General features: G+C 60.3%; 21 protein-coding genes. 9 read left to right on the top strand and 12 right to left on the bottom strand.

Annotated features, from left to right (window positions below):
- Positions 1-64: 64 nt before the first annotated feature.
- The 5 genes from trpC to NZK35_RS16540 all read left to right on the top strand — a co-directional run bounded on the left by trpC (position 65) and on the right by NZK35_RS16540 (position 5,820).
- Positions 65-841, top strand: a complete 777-nt coding sequence (trpC, locus tag NZK35_RS16560; protein WP_259633644.1) for an indole-3-glycerol phosphate synthase TrpC — start codon at positions 65-67, stop codon at positions 839-841.
- Positions 838-2,232 carry a glycosyltransferase 87 family protein gene (locus NZK35_RS16555; RefSeq protein WP_259633643.1) on the top strand — a complete coding sequence of 465 codons (1,395 nt, stop codon included), beginning with the start codon at positions 838-840 and terminating at the stop codon, positions 2,230-2,232. The genes trpC and NZK35_RS16555 overlap by 4 nt, the downstream gene beginning before the upstream one ends.
- A 315-nt stretch (positions 2,233-2,547) precedes the next feature.
- A complete protein-coding gene (locus NZK35_RS16550; protein ID WP_259633642.1) occupies positions 2,548-3,390 on the top strand; it encodes a glycosyltransferase in 843 nt (280 codons plus the stop codon).
- A gap of 2 nt (positions 3,391-3,392) precedes the next feature.
- On the top strand, positions 3,393-4,796 hold the full coding sequence (locus tag NZK35_RS16545) for an NAD(P)/FAD-dependent oxidoreductase (RefSeq protein ID WP_259633641.1): 1,404 nt from the start codon (positions 3,393-3,395) through the stop codon (positions 4,794-4,796).
- A 298-nt stretch (positions 4,797-5,094) separates the two neighbouring features.
- Positions 5,095-5,820: an FKBP-type peptidyl-prolyl cis-trans isomerase gene (locus NZK35_RS16540; protein ID WP_259633640.1), complete on the top strand. Its 726-nt coding sequence runs from the start codon at positions 5,095-5,097 to the stop codon at positions 5,818-5,820.
- A gap of 40 nt (positions 5,821-5,860) precedes the next feature.
- Here NZK35_RS16540 and NZK35_RS16535 read toward each other — a convergent pair whose 3' ends face one another.
- A complete protein-coding gene (locus tag NZK35_RS16535; RefSeq protein ID WP_259633639.1) occupies positions 5,861-6,433 on the bottom strand; it encodes a hypothetical protein in 573 nt (190 codons plus the stop codon).
- A 121-nt stretch (positions 6,434-6,554) separates the two neighbouring features.
- Here NZK35_RS16535 and bioB point away from each other — a divergent pair, with 121 nt between their 5' ends.
- On the top strand, positions 6,555-7,589 hold the full coding sequence (gene bioB / locus NZK35_RS16530) for a biotin synthase BioB (protein ID WP_259633638.1): 1,035 nt from the start codon (positions 6,555-6,557) through the stop codon (positions 7,587-7,589).
- A gap of 653 nt (positions 7,590-8,242) precedes the next feature.
- On the opposite strand, the gene NZK35_RS16525 is transcribed toward bioB, so the two are convergent.
- The 10 genes from NZK35_RS16525 to NZK35_RS16480 form a co-directional block, all read right to left on the bottom strand.
- The gene (locus NZK35_RS16525; RefSeq protein ID WP_259633637.1) at positions 8,243-9,772 is read right to left on the bottom strand and encodes a sialate O-acetylesterase; all 1,530 of its coding nucleotides are present in this window, start codon (positions 9,770-9,772) and stop codon (positions 8,243-8,245) included.
- 469 nt (positions 9,773-10,241) lie between these two features.
- Positions 10,242-12,362, bottom strand: a complete 2,121-nt coding sequence (locus NZK35_RS16520) for a multiheme c-type cytochrome (RefSeq protein ID WP_259633636.1) — start codon at positions 12,360-12,362, stop codon at positions 10,242-10,244.
- A gap of 111 nt (positions 12,363-12,473) precedes the next feature.
- Positions 12,474-13,745, bottom strand: a complete 1,272-nt coding sequence (locus NZK35_RS16515; RefSeq protein WP_259633635.1) for a DUF1573 domain-containing protein — start codon at positions 13,743-13,745, stop codon at positions 12,474-12,476.
- Between the two features lie 25 nt (positions 13,746-13,770).
- Positions 13,771-16,305, bottom strand: coding sequence for an O-antigen ligase family protein (locus tag NZK35_RS16510; RefSeq protein ID WP_259633634.1), 2,535 nt, complete (start codon positions 16,303-16,305; stop codon positions 13,771-13,773).
- The gene (locus NZK35_RS16505; protein WP_407699801.1) at positions 16,281-17,360 is read right to left on the bottom strand and encodes an MraY family glycosyltransferase; all 1,080 of its coding nucleotides are present in this window, start codon (positions 17,358-17,360) and stop codon (positions 16,281-16,283) included. Before NZK35_RS16505 ends, NZK35_RS16510 begins: the two co-directional genes overlap by 25 nt.
- Positions 17,361-17,415: 55 nt before the next feature.
- Entirely contained in the window at positions 17,416-18,762 is a 1,347-nt protein-coding gene (accC, locus tag NZK35_RS16500; protein ID WP_259633632.1) for an acetyl-CoA carboxylase biotin carboxylase subunit, read from the bottom strand.
- A 136-nt stretch (positions 18,763-18,898) separates the two neighbouring features.
- Entirely contained in the window at positions 18,899-19,369 is a 471-nt protein-coding gene (gene accB / locus NZK35_RS16495) for an acetyl-CoA carboxylase biotin carboxyl carrier protein (protein WP_259633631.1), read from the bottom strand.
- A 39-nt stretch (positions 19,370-19,408) separates the two neighbouring features.
- On the bottom strand, positions 19,409-20,494 hold the full coding sequence (locus tag NZK35_RS16490; RefSeq protein WP_259633630.1) for a M24 family metallopeptidase: 1,086 nt from the start codon (positions 20,492-20,494) through the stop codon (positions 19,409-19,411).
- Entirely contained in the window at positions 20,494-21,255 is a 762-nt protein-coding gene (locus tag NZK35_RS16485; protein WP_259633629.1) for a leucine-rich repeat domain-containing protein, read from the bottom strand. Before NZK35_RS16485 ends, NZK35_RS16490 begins: the two co-directional genes overlap by 1 nt.
- Positions 21,252-21,860 carry a Uma2 family endonuclease gene (locus tag NZK35_RS16480; RefSeq protein WP_259633628.1) on the bottom strand — a complete coding sequence of 203 codons (609 nt, stop codon included), beginning with the start codon at positions 21,858-21,860 and terminating at the stop codon, positions 21,252-21,254. Before NZK35_RS16480 ends, NZK35_RS16485 begins: the two co-directional genes overlap by 4 nt.
- 199 nt (positions 21,861-22,059) lie before the next feature.
- On the opposite strand from NZK35_RS16480, the gene NZK35_RS16475 reads away from it, so the two are divergent.
- The 3 genes from NZK35_RS16475 (at position 22,060) to cmoB (ending at position 24,868) form a co-directional block, all read left to right on the top strand.
- Complete coding sequence (locus tag NZK35_RS16475) at positions 22,060-23,010, top strand: DNA integrity scanning protein DisA nucleotide-binding domain protein (RefSeq protein WP_259633627.1); 951 nt, start codon at positions 22,060-22,062, stop codon at positions 23,008-23,010.
- Entirely contained in the window at positions 23,010-23,753 is a 744-nt protein-coding gene (cmoA, locus tag NZK35_RS16470; protein WP_259633626.1) for a carboxy-S-adenosyl-L-methionine synthase CmoA, read from the top strand. Before NZK35_RS16475 ends, cmoA begins: the two co-directional genes overlap by 1 nt.
- A 98-nt stretch (positions 23,754-23,851) precedes the next feature.
- A complete protein-coding gene (gene cmoB / locus NZK35_RS16465) occupies positions 23,852-24,868 on the top strand; it encodes a tRNA 5-methoxyuridine(34)/uridine 5-oxyacetic acid(34) synthase CmoB (RefSeq protein WP_259633625.1) in 1,017 nt (338 codons plus the stop codon).
- 217 nt (positions 24,869-25,085) lie between these two features.
- Here the strand turns inward: cmoB and NZK35_RS16460 are convergent, their stop codons facing one another.
- On the bottom strand, positions 25,086-25,550 hold the full coding sequence (locus NZK35_RS16460; protein WP_259633624.1) for a response regulator: 465 nt from the start codon (positions 25,548-25,550) through the stop codon (positions 25,086-25,088).
- Between the last annotated feature and the right edge of the window lie 52 nt (positions 25,551-25,602).

Here is a 25,602-nt window from a genome sequence, read left to right as displayed (position 1 = left end):
TGGCGCGAGCCTACGGGCCGCCACTTAACACCCAAGATTTTGGACAAAGGCACTGGCTTTCACCATGACGATCCTTGATGACATTCTGGTCAAAACCCGCCAGACGATCGCGCGCGATCGGGCCGCCGTTTCGTCGGATCGATTGGAGTCCGAGCTGGATGCCTTGCCGCCCTGTCGCGACTTTCATGCCGCGCTGGCCGCCGGTGAACGCGTCAACCTGATTGCGGAAGTCAAACGCGCGAGCCCCTCGGCGGGCCTGATCCGTGAAGACTTCGACCCCGTGGAAATCGCCAACTGTTACGTCGATGGTGGAGCCGCATGCATCAGCGTGCTGACCGATGAACCGTTCTTTCAAGGTTCCCTCGATTATCTGCGAGACGTTCGTGCGGCGGTCGACATTCCGATTTTGCGAAAGGACTTTATCGTCGATCGCTACCAATTGCTTCAGGCGCGTCACGCCGGTGCCGATTGCGTGTTGTTGATCGCCGAATGCCTGCCGCCGGATGAACTGAAACAGCTTCATGAGTTCGCCACCGAGCTCGGGATGCAGACCTTGATCGAGCTGTTCGACCCCGAGAACTTGGACGCCGTGTTGGCCACCGGGACCAAGCTGGTCGGCGTCAACAATCGTGACCTCAGGACGTTCAAGACGACGCTTCAGCACACCTTGGATCTCTGCCCATCGATTCCACCGGATCGCTTGATCGTCGGGGAAAGCGGCATTCGAGAACACGCGGACCTGTTGCGGTTGGCCACCGGCGGCGTCAAGGCCGTGCTGGTCGGCGAATCGCTGATGAGAAAGGACGACATCACCGCGGCGGTCCGAGAGTTGATGGGATGAACGCTCGCAACAGACGTTTTGTGGTGCCCCTGGTCGCCTGTTTGTTGTTCGGCATCGGCGTCACGCTCGCGGCGGTACGGACCGTCACGCGTTACCAAACGCCCGGTTCGACCAATCCCGCGACACAGGGGATGTGTGACTTTCACAACGGGCTGTACTTTCCCGCCACCGCGCTGTTGGCCGGCAAGAGTCCCTACGGCCAGCAGTACGCCGATGAGTACCCGGTCTCGCGTCAAATCCCGTTTTTCTCGCCCGTCATTCTGGTGCTGCACGCGCCGCTGACGTTTTTGCCGCTGCCGGTCGCGGACGTCCTGTTTTTTGCGCTCTCGGTGGTGCTTGTGATCGTGCTGGCGACGCTGTGCGCCAACGCCGCCGGAGTGGGCATTGTGGGCGGGGGGCATCTGGGCGGGAACGCTGGTGGGCGTTTGACATGGATCGCATCGATCGCCGCAGCGATCGTGTTTTCCCGCAGCGGACACATCTCGCTGTACAACGGTTACTTCACGATCGAGTTGGCGTTGGCGACGATCGCCGCGATCCACTTTGCGAAAGATCGCCCCGTGATCTCGGCCGTCGCGTTGACGCTGGTGTCGGCCAAACCGACATTCATTTTGCCGCTGGGTTTTCTGATGCTGGCCCGCGGAAACTTTAAGGCCTTGTCGCTGGGCGCTGCGATCAGCCTGCTGGGCGCGGGGCTGCCGATGACCTACCTGGCCTATCACGAGGGCATTCGGGCAACCGGTTCGATCGACTTGGCCGCCGGGTTTGACAAGATCGTCGACGACATCGGCTCGGCGCAACAGGTCCACATGAAGACCCAGGATGAATCTCCCGTCGATTCTTGGACGCGTTTGGACGCCTTGGCAACGGTTTGCAAATGGACCGGCAGCGATCCCGGACAAATCGTTCACTTGGCCGTCATGATGCTGATTTTGTTGTGGCCGATGATGATTCTGTTTTACCAATCGCGGCGTGGTTTGGACGACGGTGTCGCCGGGGGGACCGGTTGTTTGATGCTGGTCACGATTCTGACGAGTTTGTACCACCAGTCTTACGACGCGATGGTCGTCGTTGCTCCGACGGTCGGCATGCTGCTGGCATGCACCGAGTTCTGGAGGTCGGTTTCGCCTTTGACCCGCGGGGTGCTCGGCGCCCTGATGGTGGTTCCGGCGTTTAATTACCTTTCGACGCGAAGCGTCCTGACGCGTTTGGACTTGGGCGACGTCGGATTCGGGGTGATCACCAGCCTCAGCGGAGTGGCGTTGATGGTCGCGTGGTTGGTGATTTGCGTGCTGCTGACGCGTCGGACGATCGGATCACGAAATCGACAGACCGCGAGCGGCGCGTCAGACCGGAGGGCTTGCGCCCTGCCGCTAACAAGGGACACGTGAAGGTATTAGCGGAACGGCGCGAGCCGTCCGGTGACGCGGCCTGGCGGCGGCGCGTCAGACCGGAGGGCTGGCGGGCTGTCGCTAATAAGCGAAACCCCGCTTGGCGTCGCACGGCGGGATCGTCATCTGGATCACGCCTCTCTCCTGACGCGGTTGGATCGCCGAACACGCGCCCGGTACCGCACGAATAATCCGCACAGCCCCGTTTTTTTACGTGACCAAATCGTTTCCAATTACTTGTTGCCGTTCTGGGCCTGTCTAAACTGCATTTGGCCGCATGAATCTGAATCCAGGAACCTTAACCGATATTGCCCGATGGACAATCTTTTCCGCGCCGCACCCGATCCCCAGGTTTCTCAGTCAGCCAGTTCGCAGGAGGTTCAGGCTGTTGACGGGCGTGGCCCTCGCTTCCGACCGGCGAAAGTCTTCTTGGCGCTCCCGGCGTACAACGAACAGGAAGCGTTGCCGGAGTTGTTGGAGCGTATCGGTGAGTCGTTTGCAGACACTGGGCTGCCATACGAAGTCGTCGTGGTCGACGACGGCAGCACCGATGACACCGCACAAATCGTTTCACAGCTGTCGTTTCAGATGCCGTTGCATCTGGTCCAGCATCAGCAGAACCAAGGTTTGGGGACGACGATTCGCGACGCGCTTCGCGAGGCCGTTGACCGTGCCGGCGAGCGTGACATCATTGTCACGATGGACGCCGACAATACGCACCCACCGGGTTTGATCGATCGCATGGTGCGGATGATCCACGAAGGCTGCGACGTCGTGATCGCCTCGCGATTTGAGTCGGGCGGCTGTGCCGTCGGCGTCCCGATTGAGCGACATTTCTTGTCCATCAGCGCGCGGTTGCTGTTTACGGTTCTATTTCCCACCCGTGGCGTCCGCGATTACACCTCTGGGTTTCGTGCCTATCGAGCTTCGGTGATCCGTCAGGGCTTTGCCGATCACGGCGATGCGTTTGTCGGTGAAAAAGGCTTCTCTTGCATGGCGGACATTTTGTTGAAACTGCGCAAGCAAGGCGTCTTGTTCGGCGAGGCACCGTTGCGTCTGCGTTACGACCGCAAAGGCGGCGCGAGCAAGATGCAGGTTTTCAAAACCATCTGGTTGACGCTGAAGCTGCTCACCCGCCACCGTTTGCGAGGTCGGTAGTCGTGCCTGATCAGGACGAACACGCGCCGCCCAGGAAGCGTTGGTTGGTCATCGGCGGCGGTGTCATGGGGCTGAAGATCGCCGACGAATTGGCCGGCAAGGGCCAAGACGTGACCATCGCCGAAGCCGCCCCCAGCTTCGGCGGGCTGACCAGCGCCTGGCAACTCGGCGACGTCACCTGGGATCGTTTCTATCACGTCACGTTGCTCAGTGATTCGGTGCTGCGGAAACAATTGCAGTCGCTGGGACTTGAACAGGAACTCCGATGGGTCGAAACCAAGACGGGGTTCTTCGCCGGCGGCAAATTGATGTCGATGAGCAACACGCTGGAATTCCTGCGTTTTCCACCGCTGTCCCTGTTCCAAAGGGTTCGATTGGGCGGCACGATTTTTCTGGCATCGAAGATCCGCGACTTCCGCAAGATGGAACAGCAGTCCGTCGAATCCTGGTTGCGGCGTTGGTCGGGCAAGGGCGCGTTTGAAAAAGTTTGGCTACCGCTGCTCAAAGCAAAACTCGGTGACGCCTATCGCCAGACCTCCGCCGCATTCATTTGGGCACACACCCAGCGGATGTACAAGGCGCGTCGAAGCGGGGCGAAGAAGGAGATGTTTGGTTACGTTCCCGGTGGCTACGCGCGGATTCTGGACGTGTGGACCGGAAAGTTAGCCGACCGCGGCGTTCGGCTGTTGAGCGGCCATGGAGTCAACGCGGTTCGCAAGACCGATGAATCGATTTCAGCCCGCTTGGAAGTCGACTTCGGTGACGGCCGCGTCGAGACCTTTGACAATGTGGTTTCCACGATCGCATCGCCGTTGATCGCCGATCAATGTGATCAGCTGCGTGACGAGGAGAAATCGAAACTGCGAGCGATCAAGTACTTGGGCGTCGTCTGTGCGTCGATGCTGCTGAAGAAACCGATCAGCCCGTACTACGTCACCAACATCACCGACACCTGGGTTCCGTTGACGGGGATCATCGAGATGTCGACGATCGTCGATTCGCGGTCTCAGTTGGGCGGCCGCCACTTGGTTTATTTGCCCAAGTACATGACCGACGACCATCCCGACTTGGCCGAACCGGACGACGATTACAAACAGCGCTGTCTGGAAACGCTGGAGCGGATGTACGATCACTTTTCTCGCGACGATGTATTGGAGTTCAAGGTCGCGCGGGCGAAGTATGTCGCCGCGTTGTCGACGATCGACTACAGCACCCGTTTACCGCCGGTCGTCACCAGCGTGCCGGGGTTTTACGCGCTCAATTCCGCACACATCCTCGAAGGCAATCTGAACGTCAACGAGACGCTGGCATTGGGCGAACAAAAGCTCTTCGACGAAGTCTGGCCGGATTTCCTGGCTCGCGAGGCAGTCCCCAGCAACAGCGATGTCCCCGAATTGGCCAGATAGCGGGACTCGCGGACGGTTCGTCGATTGCCGTTTGTCGCGAGCCCGACGGGGCACAACCGGAGGAAAAGACGCTTCACCTCGCGATCTTGCGCGCGAGCTTTCCGGGCCGTCAACGTGCTTTCGCGACGTCGGCGCTAATTCCCCGGTTCCTCTCCAAGGGCGACGAATTCTCCACCGGACCTCGCCTAAACGGCGGTTCCTGGTATCATTTCTCCCTCAAAGGGCTTCGCACTGCAGCCCGTTTCCGTTTTTTCCCTCGTGATGAACGGCGATTGCTTCCACTCAAAGGACACTCCACATGTATCGTTGCTTGCTGGTGATCACTGCCGTCTCAATGATGACGCTGATGACCGACGCACAAGACCAAACCGCCCCTGACGCCTCGAAAGAGGGTATCGCCAAGAAGGATCCGATCGGGTACTTCCTGGGACTTTCGATGGGTCAGCAGATGCGGCAACAAGGTTTAAAATCCGAAGACTTTGACCCCCAGGCCTTCGCCGTCGGGGTGACCGATGCGCTGGCACAAAACGAGCTTCAGCTCTCCGAAAAGGAGCTGATGGCCGTTCAACAACAGTTGCAAGGCATGCTGAACAAACGCCACCAGGAAATGGCGGCGGCGATCCAGGCCAAAGCCGAAGCCAACAAGGCCAAGGGTGCACAGTGGCTGCAGGCCAACCTGAAAAAGGATGGGATCAAGGAACTGGCCGGAGGCATGCAGTACAAGGTGATCGAATCGGGTGACGGCGGAAGCCCCAGCCCGAGCGACACCGTTCGCGTGCACTACACCGGCACGTTGATCGACGGCGAAGTCTTTGACAGCAGTGTCAAACGCGGCGAACCGGCCGAGTTCGTGGTCGGCGGTGTCATCAAGGGCTGGCAAATGGCCCTGCAAAAAATGAAGGTCGGCGACAAGTGGATGCTGTACATCCCGCCAGAATTGGCGTACGGCGATCGTGGCAGCCCAGGCGCGATCGGACCCAACGAAGTGCTGGTGTTCGAAGTCGAACTGTTGGAGATCCTCTAACAGCCGTGACGGGTCGGACGGATCGCTGACCCGTCCGCTTCTACACACCGCAGCCGCTGCATCCGGCACAGGAGCCGCCGCTGCTTCCGCAACCGGCCGTGGTCCCACACTCGGGGCCACAGCCGTCGGTCAGCAGGTCAGACAGGTGGTTGGTGCGGACGACCGACTCGTATTCCTCGGCGATCTCGTCGGCAATCCGTTGGGCGTCGGTATCCACAGTGCCGAGAAAGTGCATCCGCAACGTGCCCCCGTCCAAGAGCTGGTCGACGTCCAGCAGCATCGCGCCGCTGGCGGATCGGTTCAGCCGCGTCCGGCAGGCCTCGATGGCTTGGGTCTTGTAACGTTCCAAGCGGGCCACCAACAGCTCGTCGGAATCCGTCGTCGGCCGCACGATTCGATAGCCGGGGGGATCGACCACACTCGACTCGCGGTCACTGAGCTGTTCGGAGTCACCGTGCCGTTTGGAGTCACCGTGCCGTTCGGAAATCACCTCGGCGACCTCGATTCCGCGCGGCGACCGGACCACCACGCGGCGTCCACGCTGGACCGGAGCCAACGCCGAAGCGAGCCGGATTTCGCCTAAAACACCGATCCGAACGAAGTAGTGGATCAAAGCGATCCCTAGGGATTGAGAGTGATTCAATCGTCCCGGCTTGCCGACAAGCCGGATCCATAAGAATATAGTGACCGATTCGACGTTACTTGGCAAACCGTTCCCGATTGACAGAACCGCTATGGCGACCGACCTAACCGCTCCCGGCACCAGTGCCCCTTCGACATCTTCGCCTGCCGCGTTCGACGCCTGGGCGGATCGAATTCTCGACGGCGGCGAACTTTCGCGGGATGAAGCCCGACAGATTCTTGAATCCTCCGACGATGACCTGCTGCGGTTACTCTCGGCCGGATTCCGACTGCGTCAGAAATATTTCGGCAAGACCGTCCAGCTGTATTTCTTGATGAACGCCAAAAGCGGTCTGTGCCCCGAAGACTGTCATTACTGTAGCCAGTCAAAGGTTTCCGAAGCTCCGGTCCCCAAGTACAACATCTTGAAGCGAGACGCGTTGATGGAGGCGGCCAAGGTCGCCGCTGAACGCGGGGCGAAAACCTATTGCCTGGTGATTTCTGCCCGTGGACCCAATGAACGTGAGCTGAAAGCCGTTGAAGAAATCGTCCCCGAAATCAAGAAACAATACGGTTTGGATATCTGTGCCTGCCTGGGGTTGCTGTCCAAAGAGCAAGCGGACCGGTTGAAAGCCTGTGGCGTCGATCGGGTCAACCACAATCTGAACACCGGTGAAGAGTATTACGCGGAGATCTGCACCACGCACACCTACGCCGACCGCGTGCAAACCCTTCGAAATGTTCGCGACGCCGGCATGGAGATGTGCAGCGGCGGCATCATCGGGATGGGCGAAACGTACGACGATATCATTTCGATGGCGTTTGACTTGAAGGAGTTGGGTGTCCAATCGATTCCGCTGAACTTCTTGAATTCGATCGACGGCACGCCGTTGGAAGGCAAGAAAGACTTGAGCCCGCAAGATTGCTTGCGGGCCCTGGCGATGTTCCGGTTCGTCAACCCGAGTCGCGAACTGCGGATCTCCGGCGGACGCGAAATTCACCTCCGCACGTTGCAACCGCTCGGGCTGTATGTCGCCAACAGCGTCTTCGTCGGCGACTACCTGACCACTCAAGGCCAGGCGCCGGACGAAGATTACCAGATGATCAAGGACCTCGGATTCGAAGTCACCACCTCGGTCGGCGAGTAGTCAGCGTTTAGGGTTGGTGTCTAGCCTTCAGGCGATGAGCCGAGCATCCCGGAAAGGATGCCAGCGAGTAGCCGGCGGTCAGCGCAGCGCCACCGCCGGGAAGCACGTCCCGAATTCCCATCGACCCCGGAACGGGGTCGCAGCGAATCGATGCTGTGGCGGCGCGGCAAGCGGGCTTCGAGGGTTCCCGCGCGATTTGCTTCGACACCCTCCGGGGTCGCATCAGGCGGGTGACCGGATCTCCGGAGTTGCCGCTGCGCTCACCTCCGGCTACTGGCTTTGACCCCATTCGGGGTCATGCCGCTGAATCGCCGGAAGCGAGCGATTCCTCCGGGGAGCCCGTCGTCGGGATCGCGCCCGCGAGCCGAGCATCCCGGAGGGGATGCCAGCGAGTAGCCGGCGGTCAGCGCAGCGCCACCGCCGGGAAGCACGTCCCGAATTCCCATCGACCCCGGAACGGGGTCGTAGCGAATCGATTTTCCGACGGTGGGGCAGGCGGGCTTCGAGGGTTCCCACGCGATTTGCTTCGACACCCTCCGGGGTCGCGTCAGGCGGCGGACCGGATCTCCAGAGGTGTCGCTGCGCTCACCTCCGGCTACTTGCTTCGACCTCCTTCGGGGTCGTGCCGACGATCACAGATGCCAAACGGCTGATTACCGTTTGACGTCCGCCGTGATGCCTTTCCAATCGTCGGTTCGGAACGGCGTCATCGGCAATCCCTCTTTGCTTTGTACGTTGCAGACCGGGTTGTCGGCCCAGGCGTAACGGACCGCGACGGGGTCGGTGACGGCGTCATTGCTGACTTCGATCGTCGTCTTGCCGGTGAGCTTGGCGTCGGCAGCGACGAACTTTTGGTCCGCACCGGCGATCGTGAACCCGAGCGGCGTGGGGACGTCAAACGTGTCCAGCCCGCCACCGACGTGATCAAATTCCAAGACAATCTTGCCGTCCTTGATCGACATGGATTTGTACGTCGGGCTGCGATACGGAATGTCATAGCCATAGTCTTTGGCCAGTGCCCAGCGCGCCAGTCGCTTGCCGACGTCTTGTTTGTTTTTGGGGTGAATGTCCGAGGCCTCACCCAAGTTCAAAATCACCGCTTCGCCGGTGTTGGGCAACTTGGACATCGTCATCGTCTGGGCTTCGCGGAGTTCCGCCCAGGCACTGTTGCCCGGCTCAGACGGCTCTTTCAAGTAATCGGCCAGCTGGACCCAGTAGAACGAGAACTCATCTTGTCCCCATTCGTCGCGCCAGTTTTGAATCATGGTCGGAAACAGATCTCGATACTGATAGGCGCGTCCCGCATTGCTCTCGCCCTGGTACCAGACGACACCGCGGATCGTGTAACCGATGATCGGGTAGAGCACGCCGCTGTAGAGGTTGGCCGGTCGGTGCTGTCCGACCAGCGGATTGCGCGGCGCCGACGGCCTGCGGCCCTTGCCCGATTCCTTCCACGCGGCCATCCGTTTGTTGTAGTCGGCCAGTTCCTGCTCGTGATCGTAGGTCGATTCGGTCTCGCGCCAACGCTCGAGCAACTCGTCAAATTTGCCCGACGACTTGAGCACGTCGCGGTTCACCCAGGCTTCGGCCGACGAGCCGCCCCAGGCGTTGTCGATCAATCCGATCGGCACGTCGAGGGTCTGGTGAAGCTGGCGGCCAAAGAAATAGCCGACCGCGGAGAATTGTTTGACCGTCTCCGGCGTGCAGCTTTCCCAGCGGCCTTCAAAACTCTGTTGGGGTTCCTGTGTCCCGACGCGAGGCACGGAGATCAGACGCAGGTTGGGGTAATTGGCCGACAAGGATTCCAGGTCCGCGTCGTTGGCCTGATCCACCGCCCATTGCATGTTGGATTGACCGCTGCACACCCAGACTTCACCGATCAAGACGTCGCCGTAGGTCAGCGTCTCGCCGTCGCTGGAGATCTTCATCGTGTGCGGGCCGCCGGCCTGGAGGGCGGGCAGTTTCGCATCAAAACGGCCGTCGGAATCACTTTTGACCGTCACCGCATTTCCGGCCAGGGAGACTTCGACGCCACGATCCGGCGCGGTCCAGCCCCAAACGTGAATCGGCTTCTCACGCTGCAACACCATCGAGTCGCCGAACACGGCGCTGGTCCGAATTTCGGCCAGGCAGACCGGCGATGCCGCGACCAGCATCAAACAGGCAAACAACAACTTTCTCATCAAGGGGCTCCGGGAATCAAAGGTGGGAAGTTGGGGAAGGAATCGTTTGGTCCTTCAAAACTTGCCCGGCATGATAGCCAAAGCCCGCGCCGCGTGTGATGTCGCCGAATGAGATGTCGGCAAGCGTTCGGGTCCGTCTATTTGACGTTGCCGAAAACGGGTAAGAAAATTTCGGAGGTAGGAAAAGAGTGGAATTCACCTTTCATTCGACTTAGATAATCTTCCTACCTCCAAAATCTTCCTACCTCTCCATCCCACCATCCTACGCTGAGAAGCATTTTTCCCACGTGTTTCTTGAGGTGTTAGCGGCAGGGCGCGAACCCTCCGGTTCTTCATCTCTGCCACAACACCGGAGGGCTCGCGGGCTACCGCTAAGAAATGCTTCACAGCGTTGCCCGCCACCGTGGCCGGTCAACTCGCTGAGAATCGGTGTCGGGCTGGCTGGCTGGATTCACTCCGGATGAAACGCTCAATCCATCCCGTAGTGTTCGATCTCGGGCCAGTACACATCTTCAAACGCGTCGTCGTCATGGAAATCGGGGCTGTTGTCCAGGTCATGGCACTCCATGCAATGCTCTCTGGCCTTTTCCAGCGGCAACTGCATCGCCAGACGAAGGCTCTTCTTGCGTTCTTCGCTGACCCCCGAGTTCTCTGCCTCGGCGGCAGTGTGATCGGCGCCAGGCCCATGGCAGTTTTCACAGCCGTTGCCGGTCAGGTGGGCGGATTGTTCCAGTGACAGGTAACCGCTTTCGTAGGGGTAATAGTTTTGCGGGTTCCAGCCGGTGACGTGGCAACTAATGCATTCGGGATCGAAGTGCCGCGGGATGTCGCCGCGTCCTTCGGTCGGTTCCACAATGTGCGCGGTCGCTTCGGCGTGGCCCGAGCCTTCCCAGATCTCAAACGCCGTGGTGTGACATTTTCCGCAAGCTTCGGATCCGACAAATTTCCCGCCGGACGGGTGCGGAATCGGTGAGATCCCGAGACCGGACAGACCGAGTTGTTCGAGTTGCTGTTGATAGTCCGCCATCAGCTTTCGCATCTCCGGCGCGTCCTTGTATTCATCGGTCAGCGGAACACGTGCGTATTTCATCGGTCGGTTTTGATACAAACCGACCAGCCCGACGAACATGCCCTTGTTTCCCGTCACGATCAGTTTGGCTTTGCTGCCTTCGATCGATTGCGGTTGATACGTCGGCTCGCCGTAACCTCCCGAGGCGACGATCAAGTCGAACCCGGGAACGTCGACCATCAACTGTTTGGCCACATCCTCGTCACCGAAAAATGTCAACACGCGGAAATTCGCTCCCGCCGCGTTCATCTCCTTGAGAACCGCTTCGGCGGATGCCTTGATCGGCTTCAAGGTCACATCCGATCCCAGCGGCGCTTCGAGCGCATCGGGATCCAGGATCGACGTCAGGCCGATGTTCCACTCGCCGCTGCGAACGATCTTGTGGCTGGGCAACAACTCGGGATCCAGCAAAATTAAATTCGCCGAAACGTACATTGCGTTTTCGGGTGAATCGGCATAGGTGTGTGCGATCAAGTCCGTCGGGCTCAGCCGCAGGTCATCGGGGCCAAATCCGACCGCTTGGTACTTCATTTGAGTCAGCGCGCTAGACGATTTCTCGAACTTGATCGCCGCTTGTTGGCCGATCCGGCGGATCTGGTTGCCGGCATCGATGGGCACCAGCGGCCAACCCATCTCGCGCAGCTGATTGATGAACGTGAATCGCCGGGCGACGCCGCCTTTCTGGCGATCGAGTCCCGTGCAGCCACACGGTTCGATGTAGCCGTGTTGATCGCCGGTGACAAACAGTACCGCATCGGGGGTCTGCCATTCGCGAAAATCCTCCGGGCCGTCTGCTGCTCCGACCAACCCGATCTCCGTCGACGGGTCGATCAGCGCGGGCCTTGCGGCGATTTCCTCTTTTCCCGCGACAGATTCGATCGCTGCGGTTGGGGGTTGTTTTGGGGGGGGCTGAGAACCATCGATTTCGGCGGCAATGCGGGCCACCGGTGCCGACTTTGGATCGTCGTTCCGCTCCGAGCCTTCGCGGATCCCTCGCGGTGTGGGAATCACTTCGGCCTTCACCTCGGGCCGTGCCGGGGGCGTCGCAATGACTTCCACCGGACCGGCATCGGAGGCACTTTTGCCGGCCTGGGCGTTGTCCGCTCCGGGGCCGCCGTCGCCATCTGCGAATCCGGCGGGAACATCCGGTAGTGCCGGGGTCTGGACCAACAGAGTTCCACCTGCGGGCCGGTCTGCGGTTTGGTCACGGTTTCGTGCGGAATCAAAACCGCCAAAATCCCATTGGATCGGCGTGCGCGAGCGGTTGGCAAAACTCGCCAGCCGAGACTGACCGCCGACACGACGCGACGGTGTCTGTGACTGGATCGGCGCATCGATTCGCAAATCTGGGCGAACCGTGCCCTGGGTGCGAGCCGCCAAAGCCGCCTCGACCTCCGCCTGAATCGGGTACACGGTCACCGGCGAGACGTCCGGTTCGCTGCAACCACTGGTCGCGAGGATGCCGGCGGTCAGGACGCCGGTCGATAACACCGAGGCCTGACGAAAAGCGAATCGTTTCAATGCAGTGACGCTGCGGCGTGGGCTGGGGAGCGGAAAACACGTCGACAGGAAGTGGACTATAGGTTTCACAACACCATCCGAAGATTTGCCGCAGCCGGGCTGCGACGGAGGCTAGGGTCTCGGTTCGATTAAAACTTTTATAGCCACTTTCATGCGGCTCACCTTCGGATTATCGGACTCTATCCATAGCCAACCGAAGTCGTCCTTGTTTTTACCCAGCAAGTCGATTGTCTGTTCGCCGGGTTTTAGCGTCAGAACGAGCGGGAAAAGCCTCATTTGGCCTTTGCCCAGTGGCGCGGCAAACTTTGCCTCAATCACGTCGCTTGGGTAAGTCTCCCCAATCGTAAGGTTTGTCGAGTCTTTCTCGCTACCCTTGAGTACCACAAGACATTTTTTCTCAAGATCGTCATTGCCGCCCAAACGGCCCAGGCTCCAAATGTACCCCCCGCCGTCGGTGCTCTTCATGGCAGACGACTCGATGATCGTCAGCGCCCCCATCACCCGACCGGCGCACTCGGCGACCGCAACGTAGGTGTCCTCGGACGCTTCGGGATCCGTCTGACTGTCCGCCGCGCTGTCACTCGATTCGTCGCTGAGTTTCTTGAAGCTCACCTGGAGATTGGTGACCAGCGGCCCCTGTCGTAAGCCGGGTTTGACACGCACGTTGACGCGAAATCCTTGACGTGCGTTTTGGTGAGCGCCATCGGCTTCGGTCACTTCAAAGGGCTCAAACTCGACCTCGGACAGCTTCGTCAGCTCCTCGCTGCCAAATTTGGCCGAGAGGGGCTCAATGTTCGTGGCGTAATAGTTGTACATCTTGGTCGAGAATTCGAACGGTTCGGCAGCCGGCACCTCACCGAAGGCAATCTGCTTCGGATCGAATTCGATGTCGCTGATCACCAGGCCTTGAACCACCAGACGAATCGCGGGCTGCAACGGATCGTTGGTTCGCAGTTCCGCCGATTGCTCAAACGTCGTTTTATCGCCCGAAACGGTCCACTCCAGTTCCACCGGTGTGGATTCACCGGGAGCCAGTTCGTTGTTCTTCAAAGACCCGAGTGTACATTTGCACGTCGACGCTCCGAGCTCCAAACGCAGCACGCCATCGCCGACATTCTTGACGATGAATTGGTGAGACCCCTTGGAATTGGGTGACATCGCACCGAAATCGTGCGTCGGCGCTCCGGCCAACTCGGCGCGGGCAGCCGAATCGCTGTGATATTCCTTCAGCTTTGCCATCACGTTATCGGCCGTCACACTGCCGTCCATCGTGATTTCACCGAAATACGCCTCACGGTGGCCGTATTCCATGTAGTTCATCGTCCAAGCACCGGTGGTTCCGATGACAAACGCGAGACCGAGCAAGAGCCAAAATTTATTCACGATCAAACCTATTCGACGAGATTCTCTATTTCGAGGTTTCGTTGTTACGGTTTGGCTGCGAATCTGGTTCGCCGGAGCCGCCAAGTCGCTGGCGAAATCGATCCTTGATCGATGCCCCGATCGGACGCCGCCGAGCGGGCAGACCGATTTTTTCAACCACCAAAATCTGCTGCAATCCTAAATCGCGGACGACATTGCCGCCTAACGCCGACAACCACCGTGCCTGCTCGGCCAATTCACGCGCCCGCGTCAGGTCGGAACGTTCGTGGGCGATCATCGCGGCTTGGGCGACCAGCGACAAATCGGTCGGACTGTTTTCCAAGGCCAGCGAGATCAGCCGTTCGGCGGATTCCAGATCGGCCGTTTGACCGAAACATTGATACAGGTGCAGGTATTGCTCGCCGGCCGCCCGCAACATCGTCGGGTTCACACCCGCCCGATCCAGCGAGGTCGTCAGCGAGACGACCCACTCCGCGCGAACGGCCGGATCATTGCCAAGTTCCACCAGCCGGCCACGCAAGAATTCCGAACGCCAACGCGGGGCCTCAAATCCCCAGTCGTCGGCTTCCACCGCGCGACGACTCTCCGACTCCACCCGGGAAAGCACCCCGCGCCGCGCCGCATCCTCGGCACGTAGCAGGGCGAGCTGGGACTGCTGGACGGGGATGATCGATTCGAATCGAAGGCACAGCAACAAAACCGCGCCGACACTCCAGGCAACCAGTGCCGATTTCCCGCGCCGCTTGCCTTCGCCCGCCGCAGTCGCCTCCGCCGCAGTCGCCTCCGCCGGGGTGCCGCAATCACTCGGTCGGCCGACGGTGCAGAGCGAACCGGTGGCCAACCAGATCACCATCGCCACGCCGGGAACCGTCCAGCCGCCGGAGACGGTCAGGTGGGTCATCATTGCCAATAGGATCGAACCGCCCAGCAGACGCAGCTGCACGGTCGACAGACGCCGCAACGATCGATGCGTCAGCCATCCCGCCGCGACGGCGACCGGCACGGCAAACACACTGGCCTGCAGGTCCGGCAGCTGACCCGAAATCAAGGCAAGGCTCCAAACCAATCCCAGTGACGCGCAGGCACCGCCGATCATCCATCGCGATACGACATGCGTTTCGCCCCCCAAGCTGTCTGCTCGCAGATCATCACTTGCGTCCGTCCCAGCAGCCCCGTCCGCAGTGCCGGCATTCTCAGTGCCGGCATCTGTCGCGGTGCGGCGACACGTCACCAGGCAGGCGATCGATGCCAACACGAACAACAAGCCGCCGATCAAACCGCCGGCTGCCAACGTCTCGAACAAAAAGTTGTGCGGGTCGGCGATCGACTCGTTGGCGATCGGTAGCCGATAGCGGAGATACATCGCCTGGAACCCGCCCGGACCGGCTCCCACGATGGGATGATCCCACAGCAATCGCGCCGTCGCTTTCCAGTACTGCAAGCGAAATTCAAGCGATGCCGGCGCCGCGGCCATCCACTCGTCGTCGCCCCACAGCAGCAGGGCAACCAGAACGACGCCGCTGATCGAGAGAGCCAACAGCGCAGCGCCGGCAAGCAGCTTGACGCCTTTGACTTCGCCGGACCGCCCACCGCGAATCCAGATCCACAGGCCGGCCAACAGGCACGCGACCAACGCGCTGCGGCTGCGGGTGGCAAATAGCGCTGCAACGCCGAGCACCGATAGAAGGACCAACAACGCGCGAGACCAGCCTGACCGGGAGTTGACCCTCGATTGATTCGCAACGCCGCCGCCGCGGAGCATGGCCAGTGGCGGCAACACGGCGACCAGCAACACCGCCGCCAGCGAATTGGCCAACGCGAACGTGGCCGTCGGTCCGCCGTCGAGCAAACGGTTGGCAAACACCATCCGCTGTGCCGATCCGGCCGGTGCGTCGACGCCTGCGGAACGTAGCACGGCGTCGGGGTCGGCCAGGTAGTCGGCCCGGATCTGGGGCAGACTGATCCATTGCTGATGCAACGCGTGCACCGCCATGCCCGTCGCGACGGCACAGCACAGCGAGAACAGTGCAGCCCGATTGGGGCGATCGACCAGCAAGCGTCGCGCTGCGGTCAAAACGGCTGCCGCGGCAATCCAGACCCAAGCTTCATTGGTCGCTTGACGCAGATTCCCCGGTGGGCAGGACGCCAGCGCCGCGATCATCATCCAAGCCGCCAGCGTCCAGACCAAGACATCCACGGTCAATCCATTGCCGAAGAGCGCCGAGATCGAACGTGGATTCTCGGCCGCGCCCGGTGCCCGGAACGCTCCGGTGTAGGGCTGGGTCGCCATCGTCAGCGTCCACACGATCAGCGACAGCGCGCAAAACCACAGCGCATCGCCGGATTCAACCAGCACACTATCGCTGGGGAAGTAGGCCGCATAGATCACTTGCCCGCCCAACGCGGCGGCGGCAAGCCGTCGACACCAGATCGCCCACATCGGAGTCTCGCCCGTCAGACGCTCACCGGTCTGCGGCGACGAGGGTGGCGGCGGCGAGGACGCGACCGCTTCGGCGGACGGCGGTTTTCGCGGTTTTAGTCGTTGCTTTGTTTTTGCCATCCGGTCGATTCCAAAATCACGACCAACAACAACATACAGGCAACGATTCCCAGCACCGCGACCGCTTGTAGCACACTGACGTGCACGAGCAACAACGCCGCCAATCCGCAGGTCGCCGTGACCAGGTGAATGGTCAGAACGGCTTGGGTTCGTGAAAGCCCCAAGTCAACGAGCCGATGCGAAAAATGGCTGCGGTCTCCCACGAACACGCTACGGCCTTCGCGGATGCGAATCCAGAGCACGGTGGTCATGTCGTACATCGGGATCGCCATCACGCACAGCGGCGCGAGCACCGCGTGCGGACGCGGCGGGCTGGCGAAGGTGGCCATCAACATCGAAACGGCGATCAAAAAACCGACCAGATAACTGCCCCCGTCACCCATGAAAATCTTTGCCGGCGGGCGGTTGTGCCACAAAAATCCCAGCAGCGATCCGGCAACCGACAACAGCAATCCGGCGACGAACAGCTGCGGCTCGGTCGAACCAGGGCTCGGCGTGGTCAGCATCACCGCAGCCATCGCGGTGGCAATGATCGCGGCCACCCCTCCGCTGAGCGCATCCATGTTGTCCAGCATGTTGAACGAGTTGATCACCGCCACGATCCAAACCACCGACAACAACTTGGTCAGCCAGGCCGCGCCGATGAATGCCGTGAATCCGAAATCCAAGTAATACACCACGAACGCCGCGACCGCGAATTCGACGCCCAACCGCAACAGCACGGGGGCGCCGCGACGATCGTCCCAAATCCCCAGTGCAAACAGCACCGTGGCCGAACCGAGCAACCACCAGAGCTGCGGCAGACGCGAAGAGATGCCGTCGAAATAGCCCACGATCGATTCGGGCAGCGCGCCGGCGACCATCGGCATGCGATTGGAAAACAAGACCAACGCGGTGCCGAGCGTCATGGGGATCATGATCCCCAACCAGATACCGATGCCGCCGCCCAGGGGCGTCGTACGGGTGTGGGTACTATGGCCGACCGGTTCGGCGACCAAGCCGAGCCGCACGGCGTTGCGACGCACCGGATACAGACTGACCAGACTGATCGCCATCGGTGGAATCACCGCCAATGCAATCAGCCATCCGATCAGTGCGTTTTCCAAGAGACTATTTGCCCGTGAATTCGCGTTCGACGAATTTGGTGTCGTGCTTGCCTGAAACGAACTCGGGATGCTGAAGCACCTTGTCGTGGAAGCTGGCCGTGGTCGAAATTCCCTCGGTTTGGATTTCGGCCAACGCGCGTCGCATCGTCGCAATCGCCTCTGCACGCGTCGGGCGATGCACGATCAGTTTGCCGATCATGGAGTCGTAGTGCGGCGGAACGGTGTAGCCGCCGTAGACGTGCGAATCGAATCGCACGCCGAGGCCACCGGGGGCATAGAACTTCGTGATCGTTCCGGGGTTGGGCATGAAGTTCTTGTCGGGGTTCTCCGCGTTGATGCGGCACTCGAGTGCGTGTCCGGTGACGACGATCTGATCTTGGGTGAACGACAGTTCCTCACCGGCGGCGACGCGGATCTGTTCCTTGATCAGATCGATGCCCGTGATCATTTCGGTCACCGGGTGCTCGACCTGGATCCGCGCGTTGACCTCGATGAAGAAAAAGTCGTCGTTCTGGTCGACGATAAATTCAACCGTTCCGGCATTGCTGTAATCGGCACCACGAATCATGCGGACGGCGGCGTCGCAAATCGCCTTTCGCTTTTCGTCGGGCAGATTCGGGCTGGGGGCTTCTTCGATCAGTTTCTGGTGTCGACGCTGGACACTGCAATCCCGTTCGAACAGGTGGCAAACATGGCCGTGATGGTCGGCAATCACTTGGACTTCAACATGGCGTGGGGAGCCGATGTAACGTTCCAGGTAGACGCCGCCATTGCCGAACGCCGCTTGAGCTTCGGTGCGAGCTTGCGAGAGCGCTTTTTCCAACGCTTCGGCGTTTTCCGCGACCCGCATCCCCTTGCCGCCACCGCCGGCGGTGGCCTTGATCAGAACCGGAAATCCGATCTTGTTGGCCGTCGTGATCGCCGCCTTGTCGTCTTCGATCAGTCCATCGCTGCCGGGTACCACGGGGACATCGCTGGCAATCGCCATCGAGCGGGCGGTGTTTTTGTCGCCCAACTTCTCCATCGCCGCCGGACTCGGGCCGATGAATTCAAAACCGCTCTCGCGGCAGACTTCATTAAAATGCGCGTTCTCGGCCAGGAACCCATAGCCGGGGTGAATCGCGTCGACATTGCTGACCTCGGCCGCCGCAATGATCTGGTCGATCTTCAGGTAGCTTTCGGAGCTTTTCGGTCCGCCCACGCAATACGCTTCGTCGGCCAACTGGACGTGCATCGAATCGGCGTCGGCGGTGCTATACACGGCGACGGATTGAATACCCATCTCGCGGCACGCGCGGATGATTCGAACCGCAATTTCGCCGCGGTTGGCGATCAATACTTTCTCAAACACAGCTTTCTCTGACGTACCCGGAGGTGGTGCGGCGCAGCGACCTGGGCAATCGCGGTCGCGTTGAATCCGACGGTTGGCACCCCGGCGACCCGGTGGCGATGGGCCGACGCGATGACTGAAGGGCCGAGGTGATTGACTAGGGGTTGGGTTGAATCCGGAACATCGGCTTTCCGAAATCGACCGCTTGTTGGTCGGCCACCAGGACTTCGAGGACCTTGCCGCTGCATTCAGCGGGGATCTCATTGAACACCTTCATCGCCTCGACGATGCAGACGATCGTGTCAGGGCTGACCATCTGTCCCACTTGGACGAACGGTTCGGCCTCGGGGTTCGCCTTGGAATAGAACGTCCCGACCATCGGCGCGTTGATGGTGATGGATCCGTCGTCGACCGCTGCCGATGCAACCGGAGCCGCTGCCGCGGGGGCCGCCGGTACCGGAGCCGCCGCCGGGGCAACCGCCGCCGGACCGCCGCGACCGAGTTTGATCCGGTCGTCACCCTGTTGCAAATCCACCTCCGTCAAATCGTGCTCTTCCATCAGCTTCACGATGTCACGGATGCGTTCCAAATCGAAGACGTTGTCGCCCGGTTGTTTGCCTTTGCTCATGCCTATCTCGATCGCGAAAAAAAAAGATTGGGCGAGGTTTTACAGGATCAGCCCACAATCATCGAGTCCCTTTGGCATTTGACTGAGAACCTCGTGCCCAGTCTCTGTCACCAAAACGTCATCCTCAATGCGGATTCCGAATTCGCCACCAAAATACACGCCCGGCTCGACCGTGATCACCATGCCTGGGGCAAGAACGTCCTCGCTGACCGCCGAAAGTCGCGGCATCTCATGGATTTCCAGTCCCACCCCGTGGCCGAGTCCGTGCACAAAGTATTCATCCAAGCCAGCTTTTTTCAGGACATTTCGCGCCGCCGCGTCCACTTTTGACGCATCCACGCCAGGACGAATCGCATCAATCGCTGCAAGCTGCGATTCCAAGACGGCTTCATAGGCGGATAAAAAACGCGCCGGTGGTTTGCCGAAATGGAAACTGCGGGTCATGTCGCTCGCGTAGCCCCCCAGCTTGGTGCCCCAGTCGACCAGCAGCGTCGAATAATCGCCGATCACCGTCTGAGTGCTGCGGTAATGCGGTTTCGCACCCCCAGGCCCCGCACCGATGATCGGTTCAAAGCTGAACCCGGTCGCCCCCAGCCGCCGAATCGTCGATTCCAGCTCGTAGGCGATCTCCTGTTCCGTCCAGTCCGGCCCCAGTTTGGCCAAAATCGATTCGAGCGCCCGCTCGTTGATCCGCACCGCGCTGCGCAGGATCTCGATCTCTTCGGCATCTTTGATCATGCGATGACCGACAATCACGCCCGAGGTCTCGATCCATTCGACATCGGGCAGGTGCTTTCTGAACTGGCTCAGCTGCGCAACGGTCAGCTGGTCGGCCTCGACCGCGATGCGAGTCGCCCCGGATCCGGCCACGACCTGGCAGAAGAAATCGATCGGCTTTTCCGCCGGCGACTTGATTTCAACGGCCAATCCCGGGCACTCTTCTTCGAGCTGCTCTTTGTAACGACCGTCACTGAGCATCAACTGGCCGGTCGGTTTCACCAACAGCGATGAACTGTCGCCAGTAAAACCGGTCAAATACGTGACGTTGATCTCGTTGGTCACCAAGAACGCGTCGGCTTGCAGCGTCGAAAGCTGGCCACTGAGTTTCCGGATTCTGTCGTTCATCAATGATTCTGGTTCACACGGTCGAGATGTTGTTGGTTGACGTGAACGTGCAGGCGCGGGTGTGTTTCGAACAACCAGTCCCACCCCGACTGCGTCACCGCGCTATCGTCCAAATAGAGCGACTGGAGTTTGGGCAGCGAAGCGATCTGCCGCAATCCCTGGTCGTCGATCGGCACACCAATCAGATGCACGTTTCGCAAACTTTTGATCCCAGCGACCGAGGCGGCCGTGTCGGATCCCAGCCGCGCCCCACCCAGACGCAGGTTGCGTAGATCCGGCAACGCCGCCAGCTCGGCGACGCCATCGGCCGTCGCGTCGCAGTGGGGCAGGTTCAAGATCTGAATCGAAGGACACCGCGCAATCGTCTTCAGCCCCCGATCGGTCACCGGCGAATTTCGCAATCGCAAGTGCCACAATTGGGTCAACGCGGCGATCGACTCGATCCCCTCGTCACCGATCACGCCCGCATCGAGTTGCAGCACTTCCAGCCAATCATCACCGCTGGTGAAGGCCTTCAGCTGACTGTCGTCGATCGGCGTTTGCGACAGTTCGATCCGATCGGATTGCCCGGAACGCCCGCGGGCGAGTTGGCCGGCAAAGTCGACTTCGGCAGCCGGCGTGACTTCCACCTGCCCCGCCAGTTCCGCCGGTGTCGATCGGTCACGGCAACCGATCGACGTCAGCAACGTGATCAGGGTGACAGGGATCAGCGTGGCCGCGAATTGTCCCGGGCGTCGGCAAACCAAGAAGGTCCGTTTCATGATCGGTCCGGGGAATCCGGTTCCCCCAGTTCCACGTCTTCATAGAATTCCCGCAGCGTCAGTCCCAGCGGCATCTCGTCAATCTGGATCACGCCATCAAGCCCGCTGGCGATCGATCGCTGAAACCCCTGGTCGCCACCCACTTGCCGGCCGCGCTGGTAGACGACGGCCAAAGGCGACGACTGCTCGACCAGCACGTAACCGGCCAGCGACGGAGTCTCCAGATAGACCTCGCGTTTTTCGCCCTCGTCGATCCGCCGAGTGGTCTCCGAGATGACCTCGACGATCAACACGGGCTCGTCTTGGTGGGAATCACCCGGGGGGGTCGACCGGCAAACGACCATCGCATCAGGGTAATAGAAGCGTGTGCCCGTCGCGTTTCGGATCCGCACTTTGGTATTCGAGTTGAATGCCCGGCAGGCGGTTCCCCGAAGTCGGTTGGCGAGCGCGACGGTCGCATTGGTCGCGATCGCATTGTGGCGATTGGTCCCGCCGGCCTGGGCGTAGACGATCCCTGCGACGTATTCGTGACGCTGGTCGGAAAGCTCCTCATCGGTCAGGTAGTCTCGGACCGAAATGAATTCGTGTTTTCGCGCCGTACTCATGCTGTCGAGTCTAGGCTCTCGGTGCGTTAACCGCAAACCACGACTTCGACCAAATTTGATGCGGCGATGTGGTGTCCGACCGCCAGAGTAAACCGAAAAAAACGGGGCGGAACGCGCGCGCTGGCTGGGCGGGATTTTAACGGTGAGCTACAGTTTAGAGACCACGCTTCCTGCCCTCCCTTCTGATTTCTGCGGCGCTATGGCAACTCTCCGATTGACCAAACACAACACGGCGATGCTCATATCGGCGTTCACGTTGGTCAATGCGATTTCTGCCGACGCGATCGTGTTGCTGCTCGAAGGGGCGACCGATTGGCAGCGTTTGGCCGAACTGATGGGCAAGCATGAATTTGAAAAGCCCCTGGTCGTTGCCGTCGACTCGATCGAAGAATTGGATGGGGCCGCCGAAGCGGGCTTGAAACCCGTCGCGCTCAACAAGGAAAAAGCACCGCTGTTGGAACGTTTGCAGCACGCCCTGCTGGAAGCGGCTGCCGATGAGTTCATCAAACCGAACGACGAAATCGTCGCGATCTATGGCGGATTCACCTCCGGCCGTCTGGACTCCATCAGTCATCTGAAACTCGACGAACGCATGCGTCGGCTGACGACACGCGACCTGCAATCACTCGAAAGCAGCGTCCCGCTAAAAACGTTGAAGGTCGTCGTCGATCTGGGCGTCCAGATCGGTGTCGAAGGCCGCGAAGGCAAACCGGTCGGGGCGTTGTTCGTCGTCGGCGACACCCGCAGCGTGCTCAAACATGCCAGCGATAGTGGTGTCGACCCGTTCCGCGGCTACAACAAGAAATCACGCAACCTGTTTGACGCCAGGGTTCAGGAAGACGCCAAAGAACTCTCCCAGTTGGACGGTGCGTTTCTGATCAATGCCGATGGGACGATCGAACGCAGCCGCCAAATGTTGGAAGTGCTGCACGAAGATCTGAACATGTCCAAGGGCCTGGGGTCACGCCACTGGGCGGCCGCCGCGATCACACGTCGCACCAAAGCCGTCGCGATCGTCGTCAGCCAGTCCACCGGCACCGTCCGGCTGTATCAAAATGGGTTCTTGAAGATGCAGATTGAGCCGATGGACAAGGGCATCAAATGGCAGGAAATCTCGTTCAAACCCCCGAGCGCCAGTGGCGATGACTGATGTCTCGCGACAACCTCTACTCCTTGCCGCGTGACCGTGTCGGGCAATTTCAGTTCGACGCCGATGTTGCCGACGTTTTCCCCGACATGATCTCGCGATCGGTCCCCGGATACGCGTCCATCCTCTCGGTCATCGAACAGTTGGCCGGCCGATTCGTTCGCCCCGATACCAACGTCTATGACCTCGGTTGCTCACTCGGTGCGGCGACGCTGCTGATTCGCAACCAGGCCCCATCGAACGTCACGATTCATGCGGTCGACAACTCCTCCGCGATGATCGACCGGCTGCGGAAACGACTGGACCAGGCATCCGGCGGCCCGGATGCCTGTGATGTCGAGCTTCATCTGGCCGATCTTTGTGACATCGCCCTGTCCGACGCCTCGATGATCGTGCTGAATTTCACGCTGCAATTTGTCCCCGCGGCGAAGCGTCACCGATTGCTCCAAGCGTGCTTCGATGCGCTGGTGCCCGGCGGAGGCCTGTTGCTCAGTGAAAAGGTGTGCTTCGATGATCCCGGGCAGCAATCCCTGCTGACCGATCTGCACTTGGATTTCAAACGCGCTTGCGGTTACAGCGAACTGGAGATCGCCCAGAAACGGACTTCGCTGGAGAACACGCTGGTCCCCGAATCGATCCCCACGCACACGGATCGACTGAAGGACGTCGGTTTCGGCGTCGTCGCGCCCTGGTTCCAATGTTTCAATTTTGCCTCCATCCTGGCCGTGAAATCGACGCCCAGCTGAACCGGCGGTGGCCTCGTCAGTCACCCTCCCCGGCAGCATTGGTATCGACACAACCGAAGTCACCCTCCCTGCCAGCAGGGTGACATCAACTCTTGCGAATGGTGAAGAAACCAGTGCCCAACGACACCCCCCAGCTTCCCGACTGGTTCGATCGCCGGCCACTGGACCAATGGCTGCGAAAACGCGGGCACGATGCCTTTGCGGATTCCGTTGCCGAAATCTGTGCGCGGCGGTTGGACCAACCCACCAACGGGGATCTGAAACGCTGGGTGGCCGCGCTGGCTGACCTGCCGTTTGGCCAAGGTCGCCAGCTGGACTACAGCGACGGTCGGGTGCGGGTCGTCGGCCCGGGCGGCGATCCCATCGCGTTACGCGAAACCCTGATGCGGTTTCACCCCTGGCGGAAGGGCCCGTTCGAGTTTCTGGGGGTGCCGATCGATACCGAGTGGCGGTCCGATTGGAAATGGAATCGCATCGCTCGGGCCGTCGATCTGAAGCTAAAGTCGGTGCTCGACGTGGGCTGTGGCAACGGCTACTACGGCTGGAGGATGCTGGAGGCGGGCGCTTCGATCGTGATGGGGCTCGACCCGATCCTGCGGTTCTTGATGCAGTTCCAAGTCTTTGATCGATACGAGACCAGGCCACGTCGCCATTTCGTGCTGCCGATGGTCGACACCGATTTGCCCGAAAAACTCGCCGCGTTCGACGTCGTGTTTTCCGCCGGCGTGCTCTATCACCGGACCAGTCCGATCGATCACTTGAGAAGTCTGGCCGGTGCCCTGGTCCCCGACGGCAAACTGGTGCTTGAGACGCTGATCATTGAAGACGACCAGCCGAGCGTGCTGGTGCCGGAAGACCGCTACGCGCAGATGCGAAATGTCTGGTTCATCCCCTCGCTGGAGATGCTGTTTCGCTGGTTGCGTCGGACTGGTTTCGAAGACATCAAGACCATTGATATCACCCCGACCGACACGAATGAACAACGTTCAACGGACTGGATGACCTTTCAGTCGCTCGCCGATTTCCTGGACCCGCAAGATTCCTCCAAGACGATCGAAGGCTACCCGGGGCCGGTCCGCGCGACGGTCGTCGCCAGAAGAAAGGAGGCGGAATGATTCGGGGCGATAATGATGAGTGACGGCGAAGGGGCGTGGCGGGAGACAGGGAGCGGTGGATCAGGGCAACGTTTTTGTCGACTCGGCTACCAGCTCATCATCATTCTGCCACCCCATCATTCTGCCATCATCGCCTTGCCCCCATCGTTTTGCCCCCATCGTTTTGCCCCCATCGTTTTGCCCCCATCGTTTTGCCACGCCCTGACCCCGCCCATCCTCAACTGGCTCGCTGGGCGTCTTCCATCGCCTGGATGTACTGTTGCAATCGCTTCAGTTCATCGTTCATGCCCTTGAGCTTGAGCATGTTCTCGACACGCTTGAGCAACTCGACCTTTTGCACCGGTTTGCTCATGAAATCATCGGTCCCGGCGGCGACGGCGCGTTCGATGTCACCCAGTTCGTTGAGTGCCGTGACCATCAAGACCATCACCCGTGACGTGTCGGGGTTGTCTTTGATTTGTTTACAGACCTCGAAACCACTCAGCTTCGGCATCATCACATCCAACAGCACCACGTCGGGCTCGAAGGAGGCGATTTTGTCGAGGGTGTCCTGACCATCGACGGAGGTTTCGATTTCGCAATCGATCTCGGCCAAGTAGGCTTCGAGCAACTCGCGATTGGCGACATTGTCGTCGGCGATCAGGATGCGATGAGTTCCCTCCGGCAAGGTCGGATCAGTCATGGTCAGCGTGCGGGATGTCGGGGCGATGGAAGTGACGGGGTGGGGGCGCCCG

It is taken from the genome of Stieleria sedimenti (assembly GCF_025060895.1).
Lineage (GTDB): Bacteria > Planctomycetota > Planctomycetia > Pirellulales > Pirellulaceae > Stieleria > Stieleria sedimenti.
This window is presented reverse-complemented; position numbering and strand designations above follow the sequence as displayed.

What these genes read in the sequence shown, in the direction of transcription:
- cmoA (WP_259633626.1), top strand. Translation starts at nt 23,010, where the DNA reads ATGTCTCGCGACAACCTCTACTCCTTGCCGCGTGACCGTGTCGGGCAA.
- cmoB (WP_259633625.1), top strand. Translation starts at nt 23,852, where the DNA reads ATGGTGAAGAAACCAGTGCCCAACGACACCCCCCAGCTTCCCGACTGG.
- NZK35_RS16460 (WP_259633624.1), bottom strand. Translation starts at nt 25,550, where the DNA reads ATGACTGATCCGACCTTGCCGGAGGGAACTCATCGCATCCTGATCGCC.
- NZK35_RS16525 (WP_259633637.1), bottom strand. Translation starts at nt 9,772, where the DNA reads ATGAGAAAGTTGTTGTTTGCCTGTTTGATGCTGGTCGCGGCATCGCCG.
- NZK35_RS16480 (WP_259633628.1), bottom strand. Translation starts at nt 21,860, where the DNA reads ATGAGTACGGCGCGAAAACACGAATTCATTTCGGTCCGAGACTACCTG.
- bioB (WP_259633638.1), top strand. Translation starts at nt 6,555, where the DNA reads ATGGCGACCGACCTAACCGCTCCCGGCACCAGTGCCCCTTCGACATCT.
- accB (WP_259633631.1), bottom strand. Translation starts at nt 19,369, where the DNA reads ATGAGCAAAGGCAAACAACCGGGCGACAACGTCTTCGATTTGGAACGC.
- NZK35_RS16490 (WP_259633630.1), bottom strand. Translation starts at nt 20,494, where the DNA reads ATGAACGACAGAATCCGGAAACTCAGTGGCCAGCTTTCGACGCTGCAA.
- NZK35_RS16505 (WP_407699801.1), bottom strand. Translation starts at nt 17,360, where the DNA reads ATGGCGATCAGTCTGGTCAGTCTGTATCCGGTGCGTCGCAACGCCGTG.
- NZK35_RS16510 (WP_259633634.1), bottom strand. Translation starts at nt 16,305, where the DNA reads ATGGCAAAAACAAAGCAACGACTAAAACCGCGAAAACCGCCGTCCGCC.
- NZK35_RS16475 (WP_259633627.1), top strand. Translation starts at nt 22,060, where the DNA reads ATGGCAACTCTCCGATTGACCAAACACAACACGGCGATGCTCATATCG.
- trpC (WP_259633644.1), top strand. Translation starts at nt 65, where the DNA reads ATGACGATCCTTGATGACATTCTGGTCAAAACCCGCCAGACGATCGCG.
- NZK35_RS16540 (WP_259633640.1), top strand. Translation starts at nt 5,095, where the DNA reads ATGTATCGTTGCTTGCTGGTGATCACTGCCGTCTCAATGATGACGCTG.
- NZK35_RS16555 (WP_259633643.1), top strand. Translation starts at nt 838, where the DNA reads ATGAACGCTCGCAACAGACGTTTTGTGGTGCCCCTGGTCGCCTGTTTG.
- NZK35_RS16550 (WP_259633642.1), top strand. Translation starts at nt 2,548, where the DNA reads ATGGACAATCTTTTCCGCGCCGCACCCGATCCCCAGGTTTCTCAGTCA.
- NZK35_RS16485 (WP_259633629.1), bottom strand. Translation starts at nt 21,255, where the DNA reads ATGAAACGGACCTTCTTGGTTTGCCGACGCCCGGGACAATTCGCGGCC.